17 protein-coding genes are annotated in these 18,606 nt (G+C 28.2%); 15 read left to right on the top strand and 2 right to left on the bottom strand.

From position 1 onward, the window contains the following. Window positions 1-2: 2 nt before the first annotated feature. Complete coding sequence (locus tag EYR00_RS11930) at window positions 3-875, top strand: ABC transporter permease (RefSeq protein ID WP_003535879.1); 873 nt, start codon at window positions 3-5, stop codon at window positions 873-875. Beyond that, window positions 875-1,660 (top strand): ABC transporter ATP-binding protein, encoded by a 786-nt coding sequence (locus EYR00_RS11925; RefSeq protein WP_003535880.1) that lies wholly within the window; start codon window positions 875-877, stop codon window positions 1,658-1,660. The genes EYR00_RS11930 and EYR00_RS11925 overlap by 1 nt, the downstream gene beginning before the upstream one ends. Before the next feature lie 242 nt (window positions 1,661-1,902). Here EYR00_RS11925 and EYR00_RS11920 read toward each other — a convergent pair whose 3' ends face one another. Next, window positions 1,903-3,036 carry a tyrosine-type recombinase/integrase gene (locus EYR00_RS11920; RefSeq protein WP_003535883.1) on the bottom strand — a complete coding sequence of 378 codons (1,134 nt, stop codon included), beginning with the start codon at window positions 3,034-3,036 and terminating at the stop codon, window positions 1,903-1,905. Between the two features lie 262 nt (window positions 3,037-3,298). Between EYR00_RS11920 and EYR00_RS11915 the strand changes: the two genes are divergently transcribed. The 12 genes from EYR00_RS11915 (at window position 3,299) to EYR00_RS11860 (ending at window position 15,593) form a co-directional block, all read left to right on the top strand. After that, a complete protein-coding gene (locus tag EYR00_RS11915; RefSeq protein WP_008791227.1) occupies window positions 3,299-3,805 on the top strand; it encodes a transcription termination/antitermination NusG family protein in 507 nt (168 codons plus the stop codon). A gap of 8 nt (window positions 3,806-3,813) precedes the next feature. Further along, window positions 3,814-4,314, top strand: a complete 501-nt coding sequence (locus EYR00_RS11910; RefSeq protein ID WP_003535892.1) for a transcription termination/antitermination NusG family protein — start codon at window positions 3,814-3,816, stop codon at window positions 4,312-4,314. A gap of 135 nt (window positions 4,315-4,449) precedes the next feature. Then, entirely contained in the window at window positions 4,450-5,658 is a 1,209-nt protein-coding gene (locus EYR00_RS11905) for a DegT/DnrJ/EryC1/StrS family aminotransferase (protein WP_040434180.1), read from the top strand. 15 nt (window positions 5,659-5,673) lie between these two features. Next, window positions 5,674-6,900, top strand: a complete 1,227-nt coding sequence (locus tag EYR00_RS11900; RefSeq protein ID WP_003535897.1) for an ATP-grasp domain-containing protein — start codon at window positions 5,674-5,676, stop codon at window positions 6,898-6,900. Next, on the top strand, window positions 6,891-7,577 hold the full coding sequence (locus EYR00_RS11895) for an acetyltransferase (RefSeq protein ID WP_003535898.1): 687 nt from the start codon (window positions 6,891-6,893) through the stop codon (window positions 7,575-7,577). The genes EYR00_RS11900 and EYR00_RS11895 overlap by 10 nt, the downstream gene beginning before the upstream one ends. Window positions 7,578-7,586: 9 nt before the next feature. Then, window positions 7,587-8,192, top strand: a complete 606-nt coding sequence (locus EYR00_RS11890; RefSeq protein ID WP_003535899.1) for a sugar transferase — start codon at window positions 7,587-7,589, stop codon at window positions 8,190-8,192. Beyond that, window positions 8,193-9,320 (top strand): glycosyltransferase family 4 protein, encoded by a 1,128-nt coding sequence (locus EYR00_RS11885; RefSeq protein WP_003535900.1) that lies wholly within the window; start codon window positions 8,193-8,195, stop codon window positions 9,318-9,320. It begins immediately after the preceding gene. A 9-nt stretch (window positions 9,321-9,329) separates the two neighbouring features. Then, window positions 9,330-10,376, top strand: a complete 1,047-nt coding sequence (locus EYR00_RS11880) for a glycosyltransferase (protein ID WP_003535901.1) — start codon at window positions 9,330-9,332, stop codon at window positions 10,374-10,376. A 410-nt stretch (window positions 10,377-10,786) separates the two neighbouring features. Next, entirely contained in the window at window positions 10,787-11,458 is a 672-nt protein-coding gene (locus EYR00_RS11875; protein ID WP_182481621.1) for an O-antigen ligase family protein, read from the top strand. Between the two features lie 148 nt (window positions 11,459-11,606). After that, a complete protein-coding gene (locus tag EYR00_RS11870; RefSeq protein ID WP_003535904.1) occupies window positions 11,607-12,674 on the top strand; it encodes a glycosyltransferase family 4 protein in 1,068 nt (355 codons plus the stop codon). Window positions 12,675-12,900: 226 nt separating this feature from the next. After that, the gene (locus tag EYR00_RS11865; RefSeq protein WP_003535905.1) at window positions 12,901-14,139 is read left to right on the top strand and encodes a nucleotide sugar dehydrogenase; all 1,239 of its coding nucleotides are present in this window, start codon (window positions 12,901-12,903) and stop codon (window positions 14,137-14,139) included. 47 nt (window positions 14,140-14,186) lie between these two features. Beyond that, window positions 14,187-15,593, top strand: a complete 1,407-nt coding sequence (locus EYR00_RS11860; protein ID WP_040434184.1) for a flippase — start codon at window positions 14,187-14,189, stop codon at window positions 15,591-15,593. A gap of 216 nt (window positions 15,594-15,809) precedes the next feature. Here EYR00_RS11860 and EYR00_RS11855 read toward each other — a convergent pair whose 3' ends face one another. Further along, window positions 15,810-16,379, bottom strand: coding sequence for a TetR/AcrR family transcriptional regulator (locus EYR00_RS11855; RefSeq protein ID WP_117791992.1), 570 nt, complete (start codon window positions 16,377-16,379; stop codon window positions 15,810-15,812). A gap of 104 nt (window positions 16,380-16,483) precedes the next feature. Here EYR00_RS11855 and EYR00_RS11850 point away from each other — a divergent pair, with 104 nt between their 5' ends. After that, window positions 16,484-18,484, top strand: coding sequence for an FAD-dependent oxidoreductase (locus EYR00_RS11850; RefSeq protein ID WP_003535908.1), 2,001 nt, complete (start codon window positions 16,484-16,486; stop codon window positions 18,482-18,484). Window positions 18,485-18,606 lie beyond the last annotated feature (122 nt).

Genomic DNA, 18,606 nt, shown 5'->3' with positions numbered 1-18,606 from the left:
TTATGAATCAGACGGTTATTTTAGGAGCACTGGAGTTAGGAGGAATTTTTGCCATTCTCTCACTTGGTTTATATATCAGTTATAAAGTGTTAAATTTGCCAGATTTAACGGTTGATGGAAGTTTCGCTTTGGGATGTGCTGTTAGCGGGATGTTTACGATTAATTCAATGCCATATGTAGGATTAATAGGTTCATTTGTGATTGGTGCAGCAGCTGGGGTAGTTACTGGTCTATTAATTACAAAATTCAAAATTATGCCGCTTTTATCTGGGATTTTAACAATGACTGGATTATATTCAATTAATTTAGCAATTATGAATGATACTCCTAATTTATCACTGTTTGGTAATAATACTATTTTTAGCAGTTTTACTGCATTTGATCCTTATGGGAAAATTATTTTAATATATTTGATTGTAATTGTTATTTGTGTGATTTTAGATTTTTTCTTAAGAACTCAGCTAGGATTATCACTTAGAGCCTGTGGTGATAATGAAGATATGGTTCGAGCAAGCTCTATTGATACTGATAAAATGAAGATTTTAGGTTTAGCATTAGCAAATGGCTTAGTCGCTATGAGTGGTGCTGTATTTGCCCAACATCAAAGCTTTGCAGATATTAGCAGTGGAACAGGAATGATGGTAATTGGCTTAGCTAGTATTATTGTCGGAACAACATTTATAAAGAAAGAAAAAATTATTTTTCAGTTAGTTGCAGTTGTATTTGGAGCAATTTTCTATCGTGCAGTCCTAACAGTTGCTCTACAGCTGGGACTTCCTTCAGGATATTTAAAGCTGTTATCAGCAGTTCTTGTTATTGTGGCAATTGCTTCAACTAATGGAGCATTTAGAAGTAAGAAAAGGGGGCGCAATTAATGTTAGAATTAAAGGATGTATCAGTTGTTTTTAATGAAGGTACAGTTAATGAAAAAGTCGCCCTTAATAATATTAATCTTGCACTTGATAAAGGGGATTTTGTTACAATCATTGGAAGTAATGGTGCTGGTAAATCAACTTTATTTCAAGCTATTTCTGGAGCAGTTGATACAAAACGAGGAAATATTATTTTAAATGGTCGTGATATTACTTTTGAGCCTGAGTACAAGCGCTCAAAAGGGATTGGAAGATTGTTTCAAGATCCTTTAAAGGGTACAGCCCCAAATATGACAATTGAAGAAAATCTTCATTTGTCAAATCAAAGAGGTAAACATTTTAGTTTAAGTCTAATGTCTCATCGTCATCGTGAAGAGTTTAAAAAGGCACTGATGGAATTAGAGTTAGGTTTGGAAGAACGATTAGATTCTAAAGTTGGATTGTTGTCTGGAGGACAGCGACAAGCATTGACGTTATTAATGGCAACTTTAGTAACTCCAGATTTATTGTTATTGGACGAGCATACAGCTGCTTTAGATCCAAAAACGGCATTAAAGGTTTTAGAATTATCACAAAAAATTGTTGAAGAGCATCAGATTACTACACTGATGATTACTCATAATATGGAAGATGCTCTAAAATACGGTAATAAAACAATGATTATGAAAGATGGACAAATCATTGCAATGATTGAAGGCAAAGAAAGAGAAGAAATGACCGTAGAGGGCTTGATTCATTTGTATTCTACTTCTTCTCAAGAATATACGGATCGAGTTTTATTAAAATAAACAAAAAACATGAACTTAGGATTTACCTTGAGTTCATGTTTTTTTATTGAAATAATTATGGGATACAGTATCAGGAGTATTAGAATTAGATACTTAAATAGATAATATAGTTTATCAAATTCTACATTTTTTGAATAAAAATATTTTTTTTGTAAATAATAAAAGAAAGTCGTAGAGTAAAGTACTCTACGACAAAGCTAAAAAAGTACTTATTTATAAGTACTTTTTGACTATGACCATATTTAGTGACAAGAAATGTTTTGATTTGAAAACTTGTCAATCCAACTTTTTTTAAGATCAAATGATGAATGAACATAGCGGTCTAAGGTAATTTGAGAACCGCTATGACCAAGAATTTCACTAAGACATTTGATTTCAAAACCACCCTCGATACACATAGTTGCAAAAGTATGTCTTAGCATATGAAAGTTAGCTTTTTCAATTCCTGCATTTTTAATATATTTTCGAAATTTTCTTTCTAATGATCGGGGCTCTACAAATTTGTCACTTCTGCCAGTTAATAAATAGCAATCATCATTTTGCCTAAATTGTTTAAATAGAGTAATAAGATTAGCTGGAATTGGAATTTTTCGATTTGATGTAGAACTTTTAGGTGAATCTTCAATGATTATTGTTTTTGGATTATCACTGTAAATATTTTTTATTCGCTGCATTGTTTTGTTAACATAGATATAGTTTTCTTTTAGTGAAATATCTTTCCATTTTAAAGCGCATAACTCACCGATTCGTAATCCAGTAGCCATGGCTATAAGTACACCAAATTTGCATGAATCTATTTCTTGTAATAAAGTTTGATTCAAGTTTATAAATTCTTCTTTGGATAATATGCGTTCTTTTTCTTTTTGTTTTTTAGGATATATTATTTTAGTATTTATACTAATATTATGTTCGGATTCTATATATCCTATAATGGATTTAAACAAAGAAAGAATATCTTTTACTGTTTTAGGTGATAGTGGTTTACCATTTTTTCCTTCTTTTAATAAAGAAGCGGTAAATAATTCAACTTGTTTGGTATTTAATTCATTCGCCTTTATATCTTTAAAATATGGTAATAAATAATTATAGATTACATTATAATACTTGACATAAGTAGGGGCTTTAAATTTAATTCGATACACATTTAACCATTCAACTATATAATATTCTAATACTTGATTATTAATATTCGACTTTTTAATTTTTTCTTTGTTTAAAGAATTACATATATTTTCTCTTTTTTGTTTAACTTCAGTATAGGTACTAGCATAAACACTTCCATATAGTTTTTTATTATTAGTACTTATTGCTTTAACATACCGGGCTTCCCATCTGCCATCTTTTCTTCTAAAAATATTTTCTCCTCTTCTTGGCATATATTATACTCTTCTTTCTTTTAGATTCTTTTGACCAAAAAAATGACTAGAAATAGTACTTAAATCTATTTAAAACATTAATTATTTGGTAAATAAATTTATAATTTAGTTTTATCGGTGTTTTTTGACAATTTATCCTATCATTTTTTGTTCGATAATGATAAAATGCTTACGTAACTATAGAATTTTTTTGTTCGTAGAGTACTTTAATATAAGACAGTTTTGTGACCAAAAGTTAGTTTATATTGTAAGGAGGATTATGATGAATTGGTATATTATTTTTGCAAATGATAATAAGATCAATGATCTTTTACTTTATTTTAATAATCATCCTGAGATGACTGCTTTTGTACCAAAAATTGAAAAGTTAATGAAAAAAGATGGAAAGAAGGTATTTGCAGAAGTGCCGATGTTTCCTAATTATATCTTTATTGAAAGTGAATTTAATTCACAGGAGTTTTATCAGATTATTGAAAGTTTAGAAAAAGATATGGATTCTACGATGAGAATTATGCAAAGTGATGAACAAAAAGTTTTATCATTAGCCAATAATGAAAAAGAACTTTTAGAATCGTTATTTAATGATGATCATTTAATAACCCGTTCAATGGGAACTATTACTGATTCTAAGTTAATAGTTCAAAAAGGACCATTAGTTGGTAAAGAGGAAATGATTAAGAAAATTGATCGTCATAAAAGAGTTGCTTTTATTGGTGATGTTTTTGGTAAAACAATGAAAGTTCCTTTGGAAGTTACAAGTAAAACATAGGAGTTGTTATGAAAGATAACTGGTATGTATTATTTGCATTAGTTGCAAAAGAAAATAAGTTGTGTTCAGTTCTAAGAAGAAAAGGTCTTGATGCTTTTATTCCAAAGATTGAATACTATCGTCGAGATATTAAAGGAAATACATTAAAAATGTTATTTCCAGGATATATTTTTGTTAGAAGTGAGATGAAGCAAAGTGATTTTGATAATCTGTTATATGAATTAGGGGAACAGAGAGATGGTTTGATTAAGCAGCTTAAAGATGATGGAGTTACAGCTTTAAGAGATGAAGAAATCGAGATGTTTAATAAACTACTCAATAGCGAAGGTATCTTAGAAATGTCCCAAGCATTTATAGAAGATAATAAAGCTAAAGTTATATATGGACCATTAATTCATTATCAAGATCATATTGTTAAGATTGATAAGCACAACAGAATAGCGGTTTTAGATATCGAGTTTTTAAATCGACATATCTTAGCTGGGCTTGAAATAAAAAGTAAAATTTAATAAATGTAGCTGGTTTACCGCACATTTTAATAATTTGAATATAGTTTCTTCTACTTGGGGTAGGGGGAACTATATTCTTTTTTTGTACAATTTAACTGCATAAAGCAGTTTTTTATTATGGAGGGGAGAGAGATTATGGATATTATAGAAAAAAAGAATATACCTTTTTCACCACCTGATATTGGTGAGGAGGAAATCAATGGTGTAATAAATACTTTAAAATCAGGGTGGATTACAACAGGCCCAAAAACCAAGGAGTTTGAAAGAAGAATTGCTGATTATTGTAATACTTCAAGGGCAGTATGTCTAAATAGTGCTACTGCTTGTATGGAATTAACGCTTAGATTACTTGGTGTTGGTCCTGGAGATGAAGTAATTACTTCTGCGTACACTTATACTGCAACTTGTTCAGTAATATGTCATGTTGGAGCAACACCAATATTAGTTGATGTGGCTAAGGACTCATTTGAAATGGACTATAATCAATTGAATGCCAAGATCACTGAAAGAACCAAGGTTATTATTCCAATTGATCTAGCTGGTATTATGTGCGATTATAAAAAAATATTTGAAATAGTTGAAGCTAAAAAAGATTTATTTAAGGCTTCAAATGAAATTCAAAAAGCATTTGGTAGAATTATTGTGATGGCTGATGCAGCACATGCATTTGGAGCATCTAAAGATAATAAGATGTGTGGTGAAGTAGCTGACTTCACTTCTTTTAGTTTTCATGCGGTAAAGAATTTAACTACTGCTGAGGGGGGAGCGGTAGTCTGGAAAGATATAGAAAATATCGATAATGAAAATATTTATGAACAATATCAGTTATTATCACTTCACGGTCAATCCAAAGATGCATTAGCCAAGACTAAGTTAGGGGCGTGGGAATATGATGTTATTTCACCAGCTTATAAATGTAATATGACAGATATTATGGCTGGTATTGGATTAGCACAGTTAGATAAATATCAGAAATTATTATCACGAAGAAAAGAAATTATTTATAAATACAATGAAGGATTAAAAGATTTAGATGTTCAAATATTAAATCATTATGATGAGAATCATAACTCATCAGGTCATTTATATCTAGTGAGAATTAATGGAATATCTGGTGAACAAAGAAATGAAATCATTACAGAGATGGCAAAAAAAGGAATTGCATGTAATGTACATTATAAACCATTACCATTACTAACAGCGTATAAAAAGTTAGGATTTGATATCAAGGATTATCCAAATGCATATAATCAATTTATAAATGAAGTGACTTTACCATTACATACAAAGTTAAGTGATGATGATATTAATTATATTTTAAAAAAATTATGTGAATTACTTTAGAAATGAGGAGAAAATATGAAGGATACGTTAATGATATTGGGTGCTAACACACTTCAAATACCTTTGATTGAAAGAGCAAATCAATTAGGATATAATACCTTGGTTATTTCTCCAAATAGGGAAGAACCAGGACATAAAATATCTAAATATTCAGAATATTATGATATTCGAGATGAAATAAACATAGTTAAATTAGCAGAAAAATATAATATTTGTGGTGTTATTACAGATCAGACTGACTTGCCAGTACGTACAATTGCTTATGTAGCTGAAAAAATGGAATTACCTGGAAATGACTATTCTGTAGCATGTTTATTTACTGACAAATTTTTGATGAGAGAAAGATGTAAAGAACTAGGGATTAAAACTTTAAAATACAAATTGTGTGTAAATCTAGAAGATGCCATTAGTTTTTTTAATTCAATCAATGGAGCAATAATAATAAAGCCTATTGATAATCAAGGGAGTAAAGGTGTATATAAAGTATCAAATGTTGAAGAACTTATTCAAAAATTTCAAGAATCGCTTAGATATTCGAAACAGAAAAAAATACTTTTGGAAGAATTTGTTATTGGACAAGAATTTGTAGTAGAAGGAATATGTGTAAATCATGAGTTTGAAAATTTGATAATTGGAGATACTCATTATTTTAATATTCCTGATGTCTTTTCTGCAACTATGCGAGAATTTCCATCACAAGCCAATAATGAATTAATAAACAAAATACTTGAGCTAAATAAAAAAATTATTAGTGGTTTTAACTTAAAACAAGGTATAACACATAGTGAATTTATTATTAATGGTAACGATATTATTTTAATAGAAGCAGCAGCAAGAGGTGGAGGTGTATTCATTTCTTCAGACTTAATCTCATTACAAACAGGCTTAAATACAGAAAAATTTTTAATAGATTTAGCTACCGGAAAAATATCGAGTATTCCTGAACATTTATCTTTAGATAGAAGTAGTTGCTATGTGTCATTTTTTTTACCTGTTGGAAAAGTTATTGCAATAAATGGAATTGAAGAAATTTGCAAACTTGATTATATTTATCATAACAATTTGTCGAATATAAAATTGGGAATGAAAACGAAACCTTTTACAGATAAAACTGCTAGGTTTTTTTCAATTGTATCAGCAAGTAATCATGAAGAACTTATGAAAAGAGTACAATTTTTAAAGAAAAAGTTAAAAATTGTTGTTTTAACTGATAGGGGTGAACAGGGTCCTATATGGAGATAAAAGAAAAAATTATAATATTGGGCGCTACAAAGTACTCATTTATGATACATGATATGATTGAAAGTGAGCATAAATATACAATTTTATGCCACACCGTAAGTAAAAAAGATGTTAATAAATATAATAATATTTGCTTTAAAAATGATACAAAGTTAGTACCTTTTGAAGAATTAACTTCCTGCTTTAAGTATGAAAAAATTAAGATATTGAATACAATTGGATATAGCAATATGAATAGAACACGTCAGGCTATGAGTGAGAAATGTTTGGAATTAGGTTATCAATTGATTAATTTTATTAGTGATAAAGCAATTGTTTCGTCAAACAAAATTGGTGTGGGCAATATTGTTTTTCCAGGCGCATATATTGGAACTAATGTAACGTTGGGAGATAATAATGTTATTTATGCAGGTAGTGTACTTACTCACGATATCACTATCTATAATAATAATTTTATTGCAGCAAATAGCACTATTGGAGGCGAAGTAGTTATAAACAACAATTGTTTTATTGGTATGGGCGCGGTAATAAAAAACAGGTTAGAAATTAATGATTATTCGTTAATTGGAGCTGGATCATATGTACAAAGGAATGTGGGTTTTAAACAAGTTGTTGTACCAGCAAAATCACTAATATTGGACAAAAATAGTGATGAAATAAAATTGATAAAAAAATAGGAGTTATGTATGTATAAATTTTTAAAAAGAATAATGGATTTTATTATTTCATTAATTAGTATAGTAATGTTGATGCCTTTTTTGTTTATCATAGCCTTACTGATAAAATTAGATGATAAGGATAACATTTTTTATAGTGCTGAAAGAATTGGCAAAGATTGTAAAAAAATAAAAATGTATAAGTTTAGAACGATGAAGGAAAACTGCGAAGATATACGTAATGCGGATGGAAGTACTTATAATTCTGAGGATGATCCTAGAGTCACTAAAATAGGTAAAGTTTTAAGAAAAACAAGTTTAGATGAATTACCACAATTATTTAATGTGTTAATTGGTGAAATGAGTATAATTGGTCCAAGAGCAAGTGAATGGAATTCTTTAAACGATTACTTACCAGAGGAATTAGATAAAATGAAAGTTAAACCAGGAATAACAGGATATACGCAAGCGTACTATAGAAATAGTTTATCTTTAAGGGATAAAAGAAAGTATGATGTTTGGTATGCTAATAATATGGGCTTTTTACTAGATACTAAGATTTTTTTTAAAACTATTATTACAGTTTTGAAAAAGGAAAATATTTATACAAATACTAAGAAAAGGGGGAAATTGTAATTGAAAAAGCTATTATTTATTTCTAATATATGTAAGAATATTACTAATTTTCATACAGCTTCATTAGATGCTGCCATTGCTTTAGGATATGAATTCCATTTTGCAGCCAATTTTAATAATCTGCCCAAAGAAACTATGGACAAATATCCAAATATACATTTTCATCATATAGATTTGGTTAGATTTCCATTTAATATTAGAAATGTTAAAGCATATGAACAACTAAATAATTTAATAAAAAAAGAAAATATTTCTGTAATTCATTGTAATACCCCAATAGGCGGAGCATTAGGAAGACTTTGCGGGAAGAAAACAAAACATATCAAGATATTTTATACTGCACATGGTTTTCATTTTTATAAGGGTGCACCATTGGTAAATAATTGTATATATAAACCCATGGAAAAATATTTAGCACATTATTCTGATGTGATTATAACTATGAATGAGGAAGATTATCATGTTGCTAAAACTATGAAATTAAGAAAAAGTGGGCATGTATATAAAGTAAATGGAGTGGGTATAAATACAACTGATTACCAAAATATTAATATTAACAAAGAAGATTATAGAAATTGGTTATCTTTAGAAAATGATGACTTTGTTTGCATTGCAATGGGAGATTTAATTAAACGAAAAAATTATGAAATGGCACTTAGAGGAATTGCATTATGTAAAAATCCTAAAATTCATTATTTGATTTGTGGCAATGGACCCGAGAAAAATAATTTACAAGATTTAGCCAAAAATTTAGGTATTCGAGAACAAGTACATTTTTTAGGTTATAGGACGGATATAAAAGAATTATTAGCAATCTCAGATTGCTTTTTGTTTACGTCGTTACAAGAGGGGTTACCTAGATCTTTAATGGAAGCAATGGCAAGTGGATTACCTTGTATTATAAGTGATATTAGGGGAAATAGAGATTTAATAATAAATAATGTAAATGGATATTTAATTAAAAGCATTGAAGACTGTACCCAGAAATTGGAAGCTATAATTAGTGACAAACAATTAGCAAAAAAAATGCAAGTTAAAAATTTAGAAGTAATAAAAAAATATGATTTTTTGAAAGTAAGGGATCAGATTAATGAAATATACAAAACAGAATTATTAGGTAATGAATAGGGGATATTTATGGAAAAAAAGCGAAAAGTACTTCATGTATTGCAAAGTTCTAAATATTCTGGCGCTGAAAATGTTGCTTGTACTATAATAAAAATGTTTAATCAAGCAAGTGATAATATAATATTCTTTTACACAAGTCCAAATGGTAAAATAAAAGATGTATTAAATAAAAAAAATATCAAGTATTTACCGATGGAAAAGTTAACATATTTTAAATTAAAAAAGATTATTAATGAAATTAATCCGGATGTTATACATGCTCATGATTTTAGAGCTTCTGTTATTTGTTCATTATTTTATAAACAAGCCAAGATTATATCTCATTTACATCATAATGCACCTTGGTTATCAAAATTGAATTTAAAATCAATTTTATATGCATATGTAGCACATAAATTTTCAAAAATTATTCTAGTGTCAGAACATATTTACATAGATTATATTTTTAAGAATAAATTAGATAGTAATTATATTGTTATTCAAAATCCAATAAATATTAAAGAAAAATCAAAATACAATATTAATTTAAATAATCGAAAATATGCTTCAATTTTTGTTGGTAGATTAGAAGATGTAAAGAATCCTTTTTTGGTATACGATGTATTTAATAAATTCAGTGTTTCTAATCCAAATCAACAATTTGCATTTATTGGTGACGGCTGTCTTTACAAAGATTTAAAAGAAATGATACAAATAAACAAAAATAGAAATATTGAATTGCTAGGATTTAAAGATAATGTTATGGAATATATTGGAAATTCAAAAACAATTTGTATACCCTCAAAATGGGAAGGATTTGGCTTAGTTGCAGTAGAAGCATTAAGTGTTGGTACAGTTGTATTGTGTTCTGGCAAAGGAGCTTTAGGAGATATAATTTCTGAGAATGAAGGATTTATTTGCAATAATATGGATGATTACGTAAATAATTTAAAAGGGTTATTAAGTAATCAAATATGTTTAAATATGAAATCTACTAATAGTATAAAGAGAAGTCTAAATTATGATAATGTGAATGAATATAAGGAAATTATTAGAGGGATATATAATGGTTATTAGATTTAATATCATATTTTATTTTATATATAATCTTTTTTATTATCGTTTAAGAATAATTTTTTGATTTTAGTTATTCAATTACTATATTTTGTATATTTTTATTTGATAAATAAAAATATACAAAATAAAAAAAATATTATTTTATTTTGTATGATACTATCTATACCGGGATCATTTTTGTCAATTTTAGGAACACCAACAAGTATATTTCCCTTATCATGGTTTATCGTATTTTCTTTACTATTATTTTTTTATTCTTTAAAAAGGGTAAAAAAGAAATATTTTTTGCAATACTGTTATTCTTATTAATATGCATGTTTAGCATATTTAAAAGTGTAACGATTATAGGTCTTATTAAACAGGCAATGATGATAATATTATTCATGCTTTCATTTATTATAGGAAATAATATGTCAAATGATAAAGAAAAACATGTATTATTTAAAACAAGTGAAAAATTGTACTTGATAAGTGTGATTTCTTATACACTACAAATTTTTGCTCAATACATTAGTAATAATTATCTGCATATAGCTATTGGAAATATATCATATATGGGAACGGGTAGAATATCTTATGCAGCACTTTTTTCAGATTATAGCTTTTCTTCACTTTACATTGTAAGTGGAATGATGATACTGCTTATATGGGTTTATAAAAGGCAAATAAAATTATTATATTTTTTCACATGTATTGTTTATTTGGGAATAGGGACACTAATAGTTAATGCTAGAACTGGTTTATATGCGTTTGTTGCTGTTTCTATTGTTTTTCTTTTAATCAACTTCAAGATAAATATAGGTTTTACAATTGTTATAGCAATAGCTGCGATAATTGTTTTTCCTAAAATATTAACTATTATCTTGGCTGGTAGAGGAGGACAATCATTATTTGATTCGTCAAATAGATTAGAATTAATAATAGAATCCATACCTGTAATTTTCAATAATCTCTTATTCGGAGTAGGATTGGGGTTAGATACAGTTGTAAAATATACAGGTACAGTTCCTCATAATCTAATTGTTCAATACCTTGTACAATTAGGATTTATTGGAATAATTCCTTTAGTGTTCTTTTTTTAGAATTGTTTAAAAAAATTAATATTAAGAAAAATAGTACTTGGGTTTTATTTGTAATTTTATTGGGAGCTATGTTTATACCAGATATTGTCAGTTCTAGATTTCTGAATATCTTTGTAATATTATTTTTTTTAGAAAGTAGGTAATTAATATGAAAGTTATGTATGTTGTAGGGTATGACATTTCTACTCTTGGAGGTGGACAAAAATCGGTAAAAACATGTTTAGAAGTGACCGCTAATTTTGGTTATCATGTGTCGTTGGTTAGTCCATATATAGAAAACGGTATAGAATTAAAAAATGTAAAATATAATTTTTATAAGAGATATAATTATAGGGCTATAAATTTAATATTAAATACTTATAGTATATATAAATATATAAGAAGTGAAAAACCAGATATAATAAATTGTCAATATATTGGTAGTATAATTTTTGTTGGTTTGTTAAAAAAATTAAGATTAATTAATAATAAAGTAATTTATACAGATAGAGGTTTTTTAGAAGCATATGGCACTACAGTAAGTATATTATTAAAATTTATTGAAAAATCAATTGATAAAGTAATTTGTACAACCGAAGAAAATAAGAAATGTTGGGAAAATAGATTTCCAAATTTAAAATTCAAAGTAATAGAAAATATTATAGAAGACGATTGGAAAGAAGTCGTTTCTTTGAATTCGAAAAATAAAGATTTATGTATAGGGTTTTCTGCAAGATTTGTCCCTTATAAAAGGTGGGAAGATGTTATTGAAATTATTAATTGTTTAGAGGAATATAATATACATTTTAATTTAGCAATTGTGTGGGAGAAAAGTCAAGAAAAAGAAATAAGAAAATTCAAAGATAGAATAAAAAATAGTAATGTCACTTTTTATGATAATTTAAAAATAAAAGATATGAAAAGATTTTATAGTGAAAACGATATTTTTATTTTAACATCTGAAAAAGAATCTTTTGGTAGAACGTTGATTGAAGCTATGTCACAAAAATGTGTAGTGATTGGTACAAATTCTGGTGGAGTACCTTCTGTTATACATAAAAATTTATATAATATTGGTGATTTAAGGGCTTGCATTGAAATTATTTTAAAGTACTACAATGATTCAGATCTATTAAAAAAAGATAAAGACTATTTTTATTTAGAATTTAAAAATAGATTTACAAAAGAAATCTTTAGTAATAAATTATTGGAAGCTTATAAAGAAGTAAGAATATAACATATTTTTATCCTAATTATAATTTAATAGATTGTTTATTTTCTATAGCTTATTAAAATATTTTAGAAAGTTGTGTATACATAAATGATGATGGTTTTAAGCAAAATAAAGTGTTGTTTTATCGAAATAAATCGCGTAGGAAGAATTTTTCATAAAGTAATTGTAGATAGTTGGTTTTATGTAATCGAAAAGATAGTAAATTTACCATAAATAATGGAGGGTGAAAATGAGAATCGTAGTAGCAGGAACAGGATATGTAGGATTGAGTATCGCTACATTATTAGCACAGCATCACGAAGTGATGGCTGTGGATATTATTGAAGAAAAAGTTAATATGATTAACAATAAAAAGTCTCCTATTCAGGATAATGAAATTGAGGCTTTTTTAAGTACAAAAAATTTAAATCTAGTAGCTACATTAAATGCTAAAGAAGCATACAGTGATGCTGAATTTGTAGTGATTGCAGCACCTACAAACTATGATTCAAAGAAGAACTTCTTTGATACTAGTGCAGTAGAAGCAGTAATTAAGTTAGTAATGGAATATAATCCAGAAGCTGTCATGATTATTAAGAGTACTATCCCTGTAGGGTATACTCAAAGTATTAGAGAAAAAACAGGATCTAAGAATATTATCTTCTCTCCTGAATTTTTAAGAGAATCAAAAGCATTATATGATAATCTTTATCCATCTAGAATTATTGTTGGAACAGATATGAATGATCCTAGATTAGTAGAAGCTGCAAATACATTTGCAGGTCTACTGCAAGAAGGAGCAATCAAAGAAGATATTGAAACATTAATTATGGGATATACAGAGGCAGAAGCAGTAAAGCTGTTTGCTAATACTTATTTAGCCTTAAGAGTGTCATACTTTAATGAATTAGATACATATGCAGAAATGAAAGGTTTAGATACTAAGCAAATCATTAATGGTGTATGTCTAGATCCTAGAATTGGTTCACATTATAATAACCCGTCATTTGGATATGGTGGTTATTGTTTACCAAAAGATACTAAACAATTACTAGCTAACTATCAGGATGTTCCTCAAGAGATGATGAGTGCGATAGTAGCTAGTAATAGAACCAGAAAAGATTTCATTGCTGATAGAGTATTAGAAAAAGCAGGATATTATAGTTATGACGAAGATAATGAGTATAGTCCTGATAAAGAGAAAAATGTAGTTATTGGAGTTTATAGATTAACAATGAAATCTAACTCTGATAACTTTAGACAATCATCAATTCAAGGTGTAATGAAACGGATTAAAGCAAAAGGTGCAGAAGTTATTATTTATGAACCAACATTAAAAGATGGTGAAACATTCTTTGGAAGTAGAGTAGTAAATAACTTAGAAGAATTTAAAAAACAATCACAAGCAATCATAGCTAATAGATATGACAGTTGCTTAGATGATGTAGAAGATAGAGTATATACAAGAGATTTATTTAGGAGAGATTAGTGTAATTAATAAGATAGTTTTACATAAATAAGAAATGGGTGATTTGAATTAATAGTATTAAGAAAAATTTTTTATATAATGCGTTTTACAATGTGTTGATTTTGATATTACCATTTATTACTACGCCATATATTTCTAGAATAATGGGAGCAGAAAAAATTGGTATTTACTCATATGCGTACTCGATAGCATCGTACTTTGGTTTGTTTATTTTATTAGGATTAAACAATTATGGCAATAGAACGATAGCTGGAGTAAAGGATAATAAAGAAAATTTATCTAGAACTTTTTGTAGTATTTATGTAATGCAGTTACTAATGGCAATATTACTTTTAGTAATTTATATTATATATGTTATTTTTTTGTCTGAAAATAAAATAATGGCATCAATTCAAACAATTTATCTAGTGTCCGTTGCATTTGATATTAATTGGTTTTTCTTTGGTATGGAAATGTTTAAAATGACAGTTACTAGAAATACTGTTATTAAAATTCTGAACTTAATTTGTATTTTTATATTTGTTAAAACTGCTAATGATATTTATGTTTATGGATTACTTATGGTTTTAGGCATGTTAATTAGCCAGTTAATGCTATGGCCATTTGTTCCAAAATATGTAAAAATTAAAAGAGTAACTTTTAGCGAAATTAAGAACCATCTAATTCCTAATTTAACATTATTTATTCCTGTTATTGCGATTAGTCTTTATACAATTATGGATAAAGTGATGCTTGGTGCGTTAAGTACAATGACCGAAGTGGGATATTATGAAAGTTCTAACAAATTGACATCAATTCCTGCAATGGCAATTACATCTTTAGGAACTGTTATGCTTCCAAGGATGTCAAATCTAATTGCTAATGGGAAGAAAAAAGAGGCAATGAAATATATTCAAAAATCATTAATAATTTCTGTTTTGTTATCATCTTCTATGGCATTTGGGTTAAGTAGTGTTAGCAAAGAATTTGTTCCATTGTTTTATGGTCAAGGGTTTAATAAATGTGCTGATATAATCACTATATTAGTATTGTCATCAATATTCATATCGTGGGCAAATGTGATTAGAACACAGTACTTGATTCCTAACAAAAAAGATAAAATCTATATTGTGTCTGTATTTCTTGGTGCAATTGTAAATATAGTAATAAATTTATTATTGATACCATATTTTCAAGCTTTAGGAGCTTCAATTGGTACCTTATGTGCTGAATTTAGTGTATGTGCTTATCAAACATACATGGTAAGAAATGAAATAAAAGTTTGGAGATATTTTAAACAAAGTCTACCATTACTGATTAGTGGAGTTATTATGTATATTGGAGTAGTTAATGTTCCATTTATGTCAAGCAATTTAATAACTTTAATTATTAAAATACTTGTTGGAGTGTTCATATTTTTATTCTTTGTTCTATTGTATTATAAGGTAGGACTTAAAAATATATTAAGGAACTAAATATTATTTAGATGCTCTTTGAAGTTATTTATAACAAATTAAATCTAAAACAATAAAACTCTATTGAATAAAAATAGATGGTCGGTTTTTAACTGCCATCTATTTTTATTATTTATTAATGAATATTAATTTTATAATATATATAATAAAATTCTAATGTAATTATAGTAAATAAAAAATAACCAATAAGTTACTTATAGCCCGAACAATTATCATTCATGTTGCATTATTCAAATGCTTTAAATAAGAGATTGTTTTATTTATTTGTTGTTTATACCAGGTATTATCTAACTCCTTAAAAGAAATACAGGCATTATAAATACGCCCACGAGAAAATTCTAGAATATCCCAAGTTATATCTTTACAATCAGCTTTTTTTGTATAATCAATAATCTGTTGGTTTAGTAAAATAAAGATTGGCCGTTCTTCTGAAAAAAAGTACTCATCATAATGATTTAGGTGGCATTTATAAATAGTACGATCAAAATTTATGTTATCAATGTCAACCATATGATAATAGGTATCTAAGATCTGATAGATATTATCAAGTGGATCATTAGTTAGTTTTAAATTTCTAAACTGCTCATCACATTGTTGATAAATATATAAAATAGCTTCCTCTTTACTTTTAAAATATAAATAAAAGGTTCCTACTGAGATATTTGCTAATGTACATATATCCCTTATTTTTATATTGTCAAGATTTTGATCCTTAGATAACTGTTCTAAAGCCTTAATAATATTAGTTTTAGTGTTTTCTGCCTTACTTGTTTTAATGTTATTCATAATTAATCCTTTCATTATACATTTTATCTTAAAAACATTGTAAGCGCAAACAATGAGTGTTAAAATATAAATATGAACAAGTTCAGTTTTGAAAGGAGACTACTATGAAAAGTATTTATGAACCATTATTTGAACCGCTAAAAATTGGGGATGTTGAGGTGAAAAATAAGTTTTTTATGGCACCGATGGCAACAATCGTAGATGTTGATGAAGATTATTGTTATACCCAACAAAGTATTGATTATTATGTTGAAAGAGCAAAAGGTGGCGTAGGTTTGATTATAACAGGAGCTAACTGGGTTGAAAATGACGTGGAACCTCATGCTCGCTGCAGTTTTCCTTGCCCAAATATGTTACCTTTAAAATACGAACATAAGGCTAAGGAAATGACTGATCGTACTCATGCTTTTGGAACAAAGATATTTTTACAATTAACTGCTGGTTTAGGTAGATCGGCGCTGCCTAATTTCGTTGATATGAAAGATTTTGTTGCTCCAAGTCCAACAACAAATCGTTGGATTCCTAATGCACCTTGCCGTGAACTAACGACCGAAGAAATTGAACATATTATTGAGAAGTTCGGTGATGCAGCAGTTATTGCTAAAAATTCAGGTTTTGATGGGGTCGAAATCCATGCTGTCCATGAAGGATACTTATTGGACTGTTTTACAATGACTTTGTTTAACCAAAGAACCGATAAATACGGTGGAGATTTAAAAGGACGCTTACGTTTTGCTACAGAAATTGTTGAAACAATTAAAAATAAATGTGGTAAAGATTTCCCAGTTATTTTGCGTTTTTCAATTAAGAGCTATATTAAACAATTACGGCAAGGTGGCTTACCAGGTGAAGATTTTAAAGAGTTAGGAAGAGATATTGATGAGGCTATTGAAGCTGTAAAAATATTGCAAGAAGCTGGTTATGATGCTTTTGATGCAGATGCTGGTACTTATGATTCTTGGTATTGGGCTCATCCACCAATGTATTTTGAAAAAGGTATGTATTTACCATTAGTTGAAAAAATTCGTGATGCTGCAAAAGTACCATTATTGATTGCCGGAAGGATGGATGATCCAAAAATGGCTGTTGATGCTCTAAACAAAGGAACTATTGATGGAGTTGGATTGGGACGTCCTTTATTAAGTGATCCTGATTATGTAAATAAATTAAAAGATGGATTAGAGGCATTAATTCGCCCATGTTTAGGATGTCATGATGGCTGCTTTGGACGTTTATTACAATCTGGGTTAGGTAGTTGTGCGGTTAACCCTGAATGTGGACGAGAAGATACTGTGGGTGTCGCACCAGCATTTGTAAAGAAAAATGTTGTTATTGTTGGTGGCGGACCAGCAGGATTAGAAGCAGCTCGTGTATCTGCTCTTCGTGGTCATAAAGTTACTTTATTTGAAGCAACAGATCGCCTTGGTGGTGAATTATTAGTTGGTGGTATGCCTAAGTTTAAAGAAGATGATTTAGCGCTAGCTTCTTATTATACAAATGAATTAGAAAGATTAGGTGTAGATGTTAAACTAAATACTTTAGCTGATGAGGCGGCGATTGATGCATTAAAACCAGATAGTTTATTTATCTGTGAAGGTTCTATTCCAGTGATACCTCCAATTGATGGTGTTGAAAATGCGGTACTAGCTAATGAAGTATTGACTAATAAAGTAGCTGCAAAAGATAACGTAGTAGTTATTGGTGGTGGTCTTGTTGGATGTGAATTAGCGTTACATTTGGCACAAAATGGTAAGAAGGTAACAATTATCGAAGCCTTACCAGATATTTTAAAATCAGGTATTGCTTTACCGCCAATGAATGAATGGATGCTTCGTGATCTATTAGCATTTAATAATGTTCGAATTGTGGGAAATGCAAAAGTTAGTAAAATCGGTAATCAAGAAATTAAAGTTCTTCAAGATAATAATGAAGAAACTATTGCTACTGAACAAACTATCGTTGCAGTCGGTTATAAATCTAAACATGATTTATTTGATAAATTAAAAAATAAATACACATATGTATATAATTTAGGTGATAGTAAAGAAGTGAGAAATATTCGTGGTGCTATTTGGGACGCTTATGAAGTAGCACGAAATCTTTAATAATAGGGCAAATGATAAAAAGATTTAGGTTATTTAATTAGTACTTTTTAAGATGGGAGTTTCAATATATAATTGAAACTCTTTTTTATTTTCATATTAGTATGAATTGAGGAAAAATAAAT

The sequence above is a fragment of the Thomasclavelia ramosa DSM 1402 genome (assembly GCF_014131695.1).
Taxonomy (GTDB): Bacteria; Bacillota_I; Bacilli_A; order Erysipelotrichales; family Coprobacillaceae; genus Thomasclavelia; species Thomasclavelia ramosa.
The sequence above is the reverse complement of the archived record's forward strand: the minus strand, read 5'-3'. Positions and strand labels throughout refer to the sequence as shown.

What these genes read in the sequence shown, in the direction of transcription:
- EYR00_RS11910 (WP_003535892.1), top strand. Translation starts at nt 3,814, where the DNA reads ATGAAAGATAACTGGTATGTATTATTTGCATTAGTTGCAAAAGAAAAT.
- EYR00_RS11880 (WP_003535901.1), top strand. Translation starts at nt 9,330, where the DNA reads ATGGAAAAAAAGCGAAAAGTACTTCATGTATTGCAAAGTTCTAAATAT.
- EYR00_RS11850 (WP_003535908.1), top strand. Translation starts at nt 16,484, where the DNA reads ATGAAAAGTATTTATGAACCATTATTTGAACCGCTAAAAATTGGGGAT.
- EYR00_RS11900 (WP_003535897.1), top strand. Translation starts at nt 5,674, where the DNA reads ATGAAGGATACGTTAATGATATTGGGTGCTAACACACTTCAAATACCT.
- EYR00_RS11905 (WP_040434180.1), top strand. Translation starts at nt 4,450, where the DNA reads ATGGATATTATAGAAAAAAAGAATATACCTTTTTCACCACCTGATATT.
- EYR00_RS11890 (WP_003535899.1), top strand. Translation starts at nt 7,587, where the DNA reads ATGTATAAATTTTTAAAAAGAATAATGGATTTTATTATTTCATTAATT.
- EYR00_RS11870 (WP_003535904.1), top strand. Translation starts at nt 11,607, where the DNA reads ATGAAAGTTATGTATGTTGTAGGGTATGACATTTCTACTCTTGGAGGT.
- EYR00_RS11875 (WP_182481621.1), top strand. Translation starts at nt 10,787, where the DNA reads ATGTCAAATGATAAAGAAAAACATGTATTATTTAAAACAAGTGAAAAA.
- EYR00_RS11895 (WP_003535898.1), top strand. Translation starts at nt 6,891, where the DNA reads ATGGAGATAAAAGAAAAAATTATAATATTGGGCGCTACAAAGTACTCA.
- EYR00_RS11915 (WP_008791227.1), top strand. Translation starts at nt 3,299, where the DNA reads ATGAATTGGTATATTATTTTTGCAAATGATAATAAGATCAATGATCTT.
- EYR00_RS11865 (WP_003535905.1), top strand. Translation starts at nt 12,901, where the DNA reads ATGAGAATCGTAGTAGCAGGAACAGGATATGTAGGATTGAGTATCGCT.
- EYR00_RS11855 (WP_117791992.1), bottom strand. Translation starts at nt 16,379, where the DNA reads ATGAATAACATTAAAACAAGTAAGGCAGAAAACACTAAAACTAATATT.
- EYR00_RS11930 (WP_003535879.1), top strand. Translation starts at nt 3, where the DNA reads ATGAATCAGACGGTTATTTTAGGAGCACTGGAGTTAGGAGGAATTTTT.
- EYR00_RS11925 (WP_003535880.1), top strand. Translation starts at nt 875, where the DNA reads ATGTTAGAATTAAAGGATGTATCAGTTGTTTTTAATGAAGGTACAGTT.
- EYR00_RS11920 (WP_003535883.1), bottom strand. Translation starts at nt 3,036, where the DNA reads ATGCCAAGAAGAGGAGAAAATATTTTTAGAAGAAAAGATGGCAGATGG.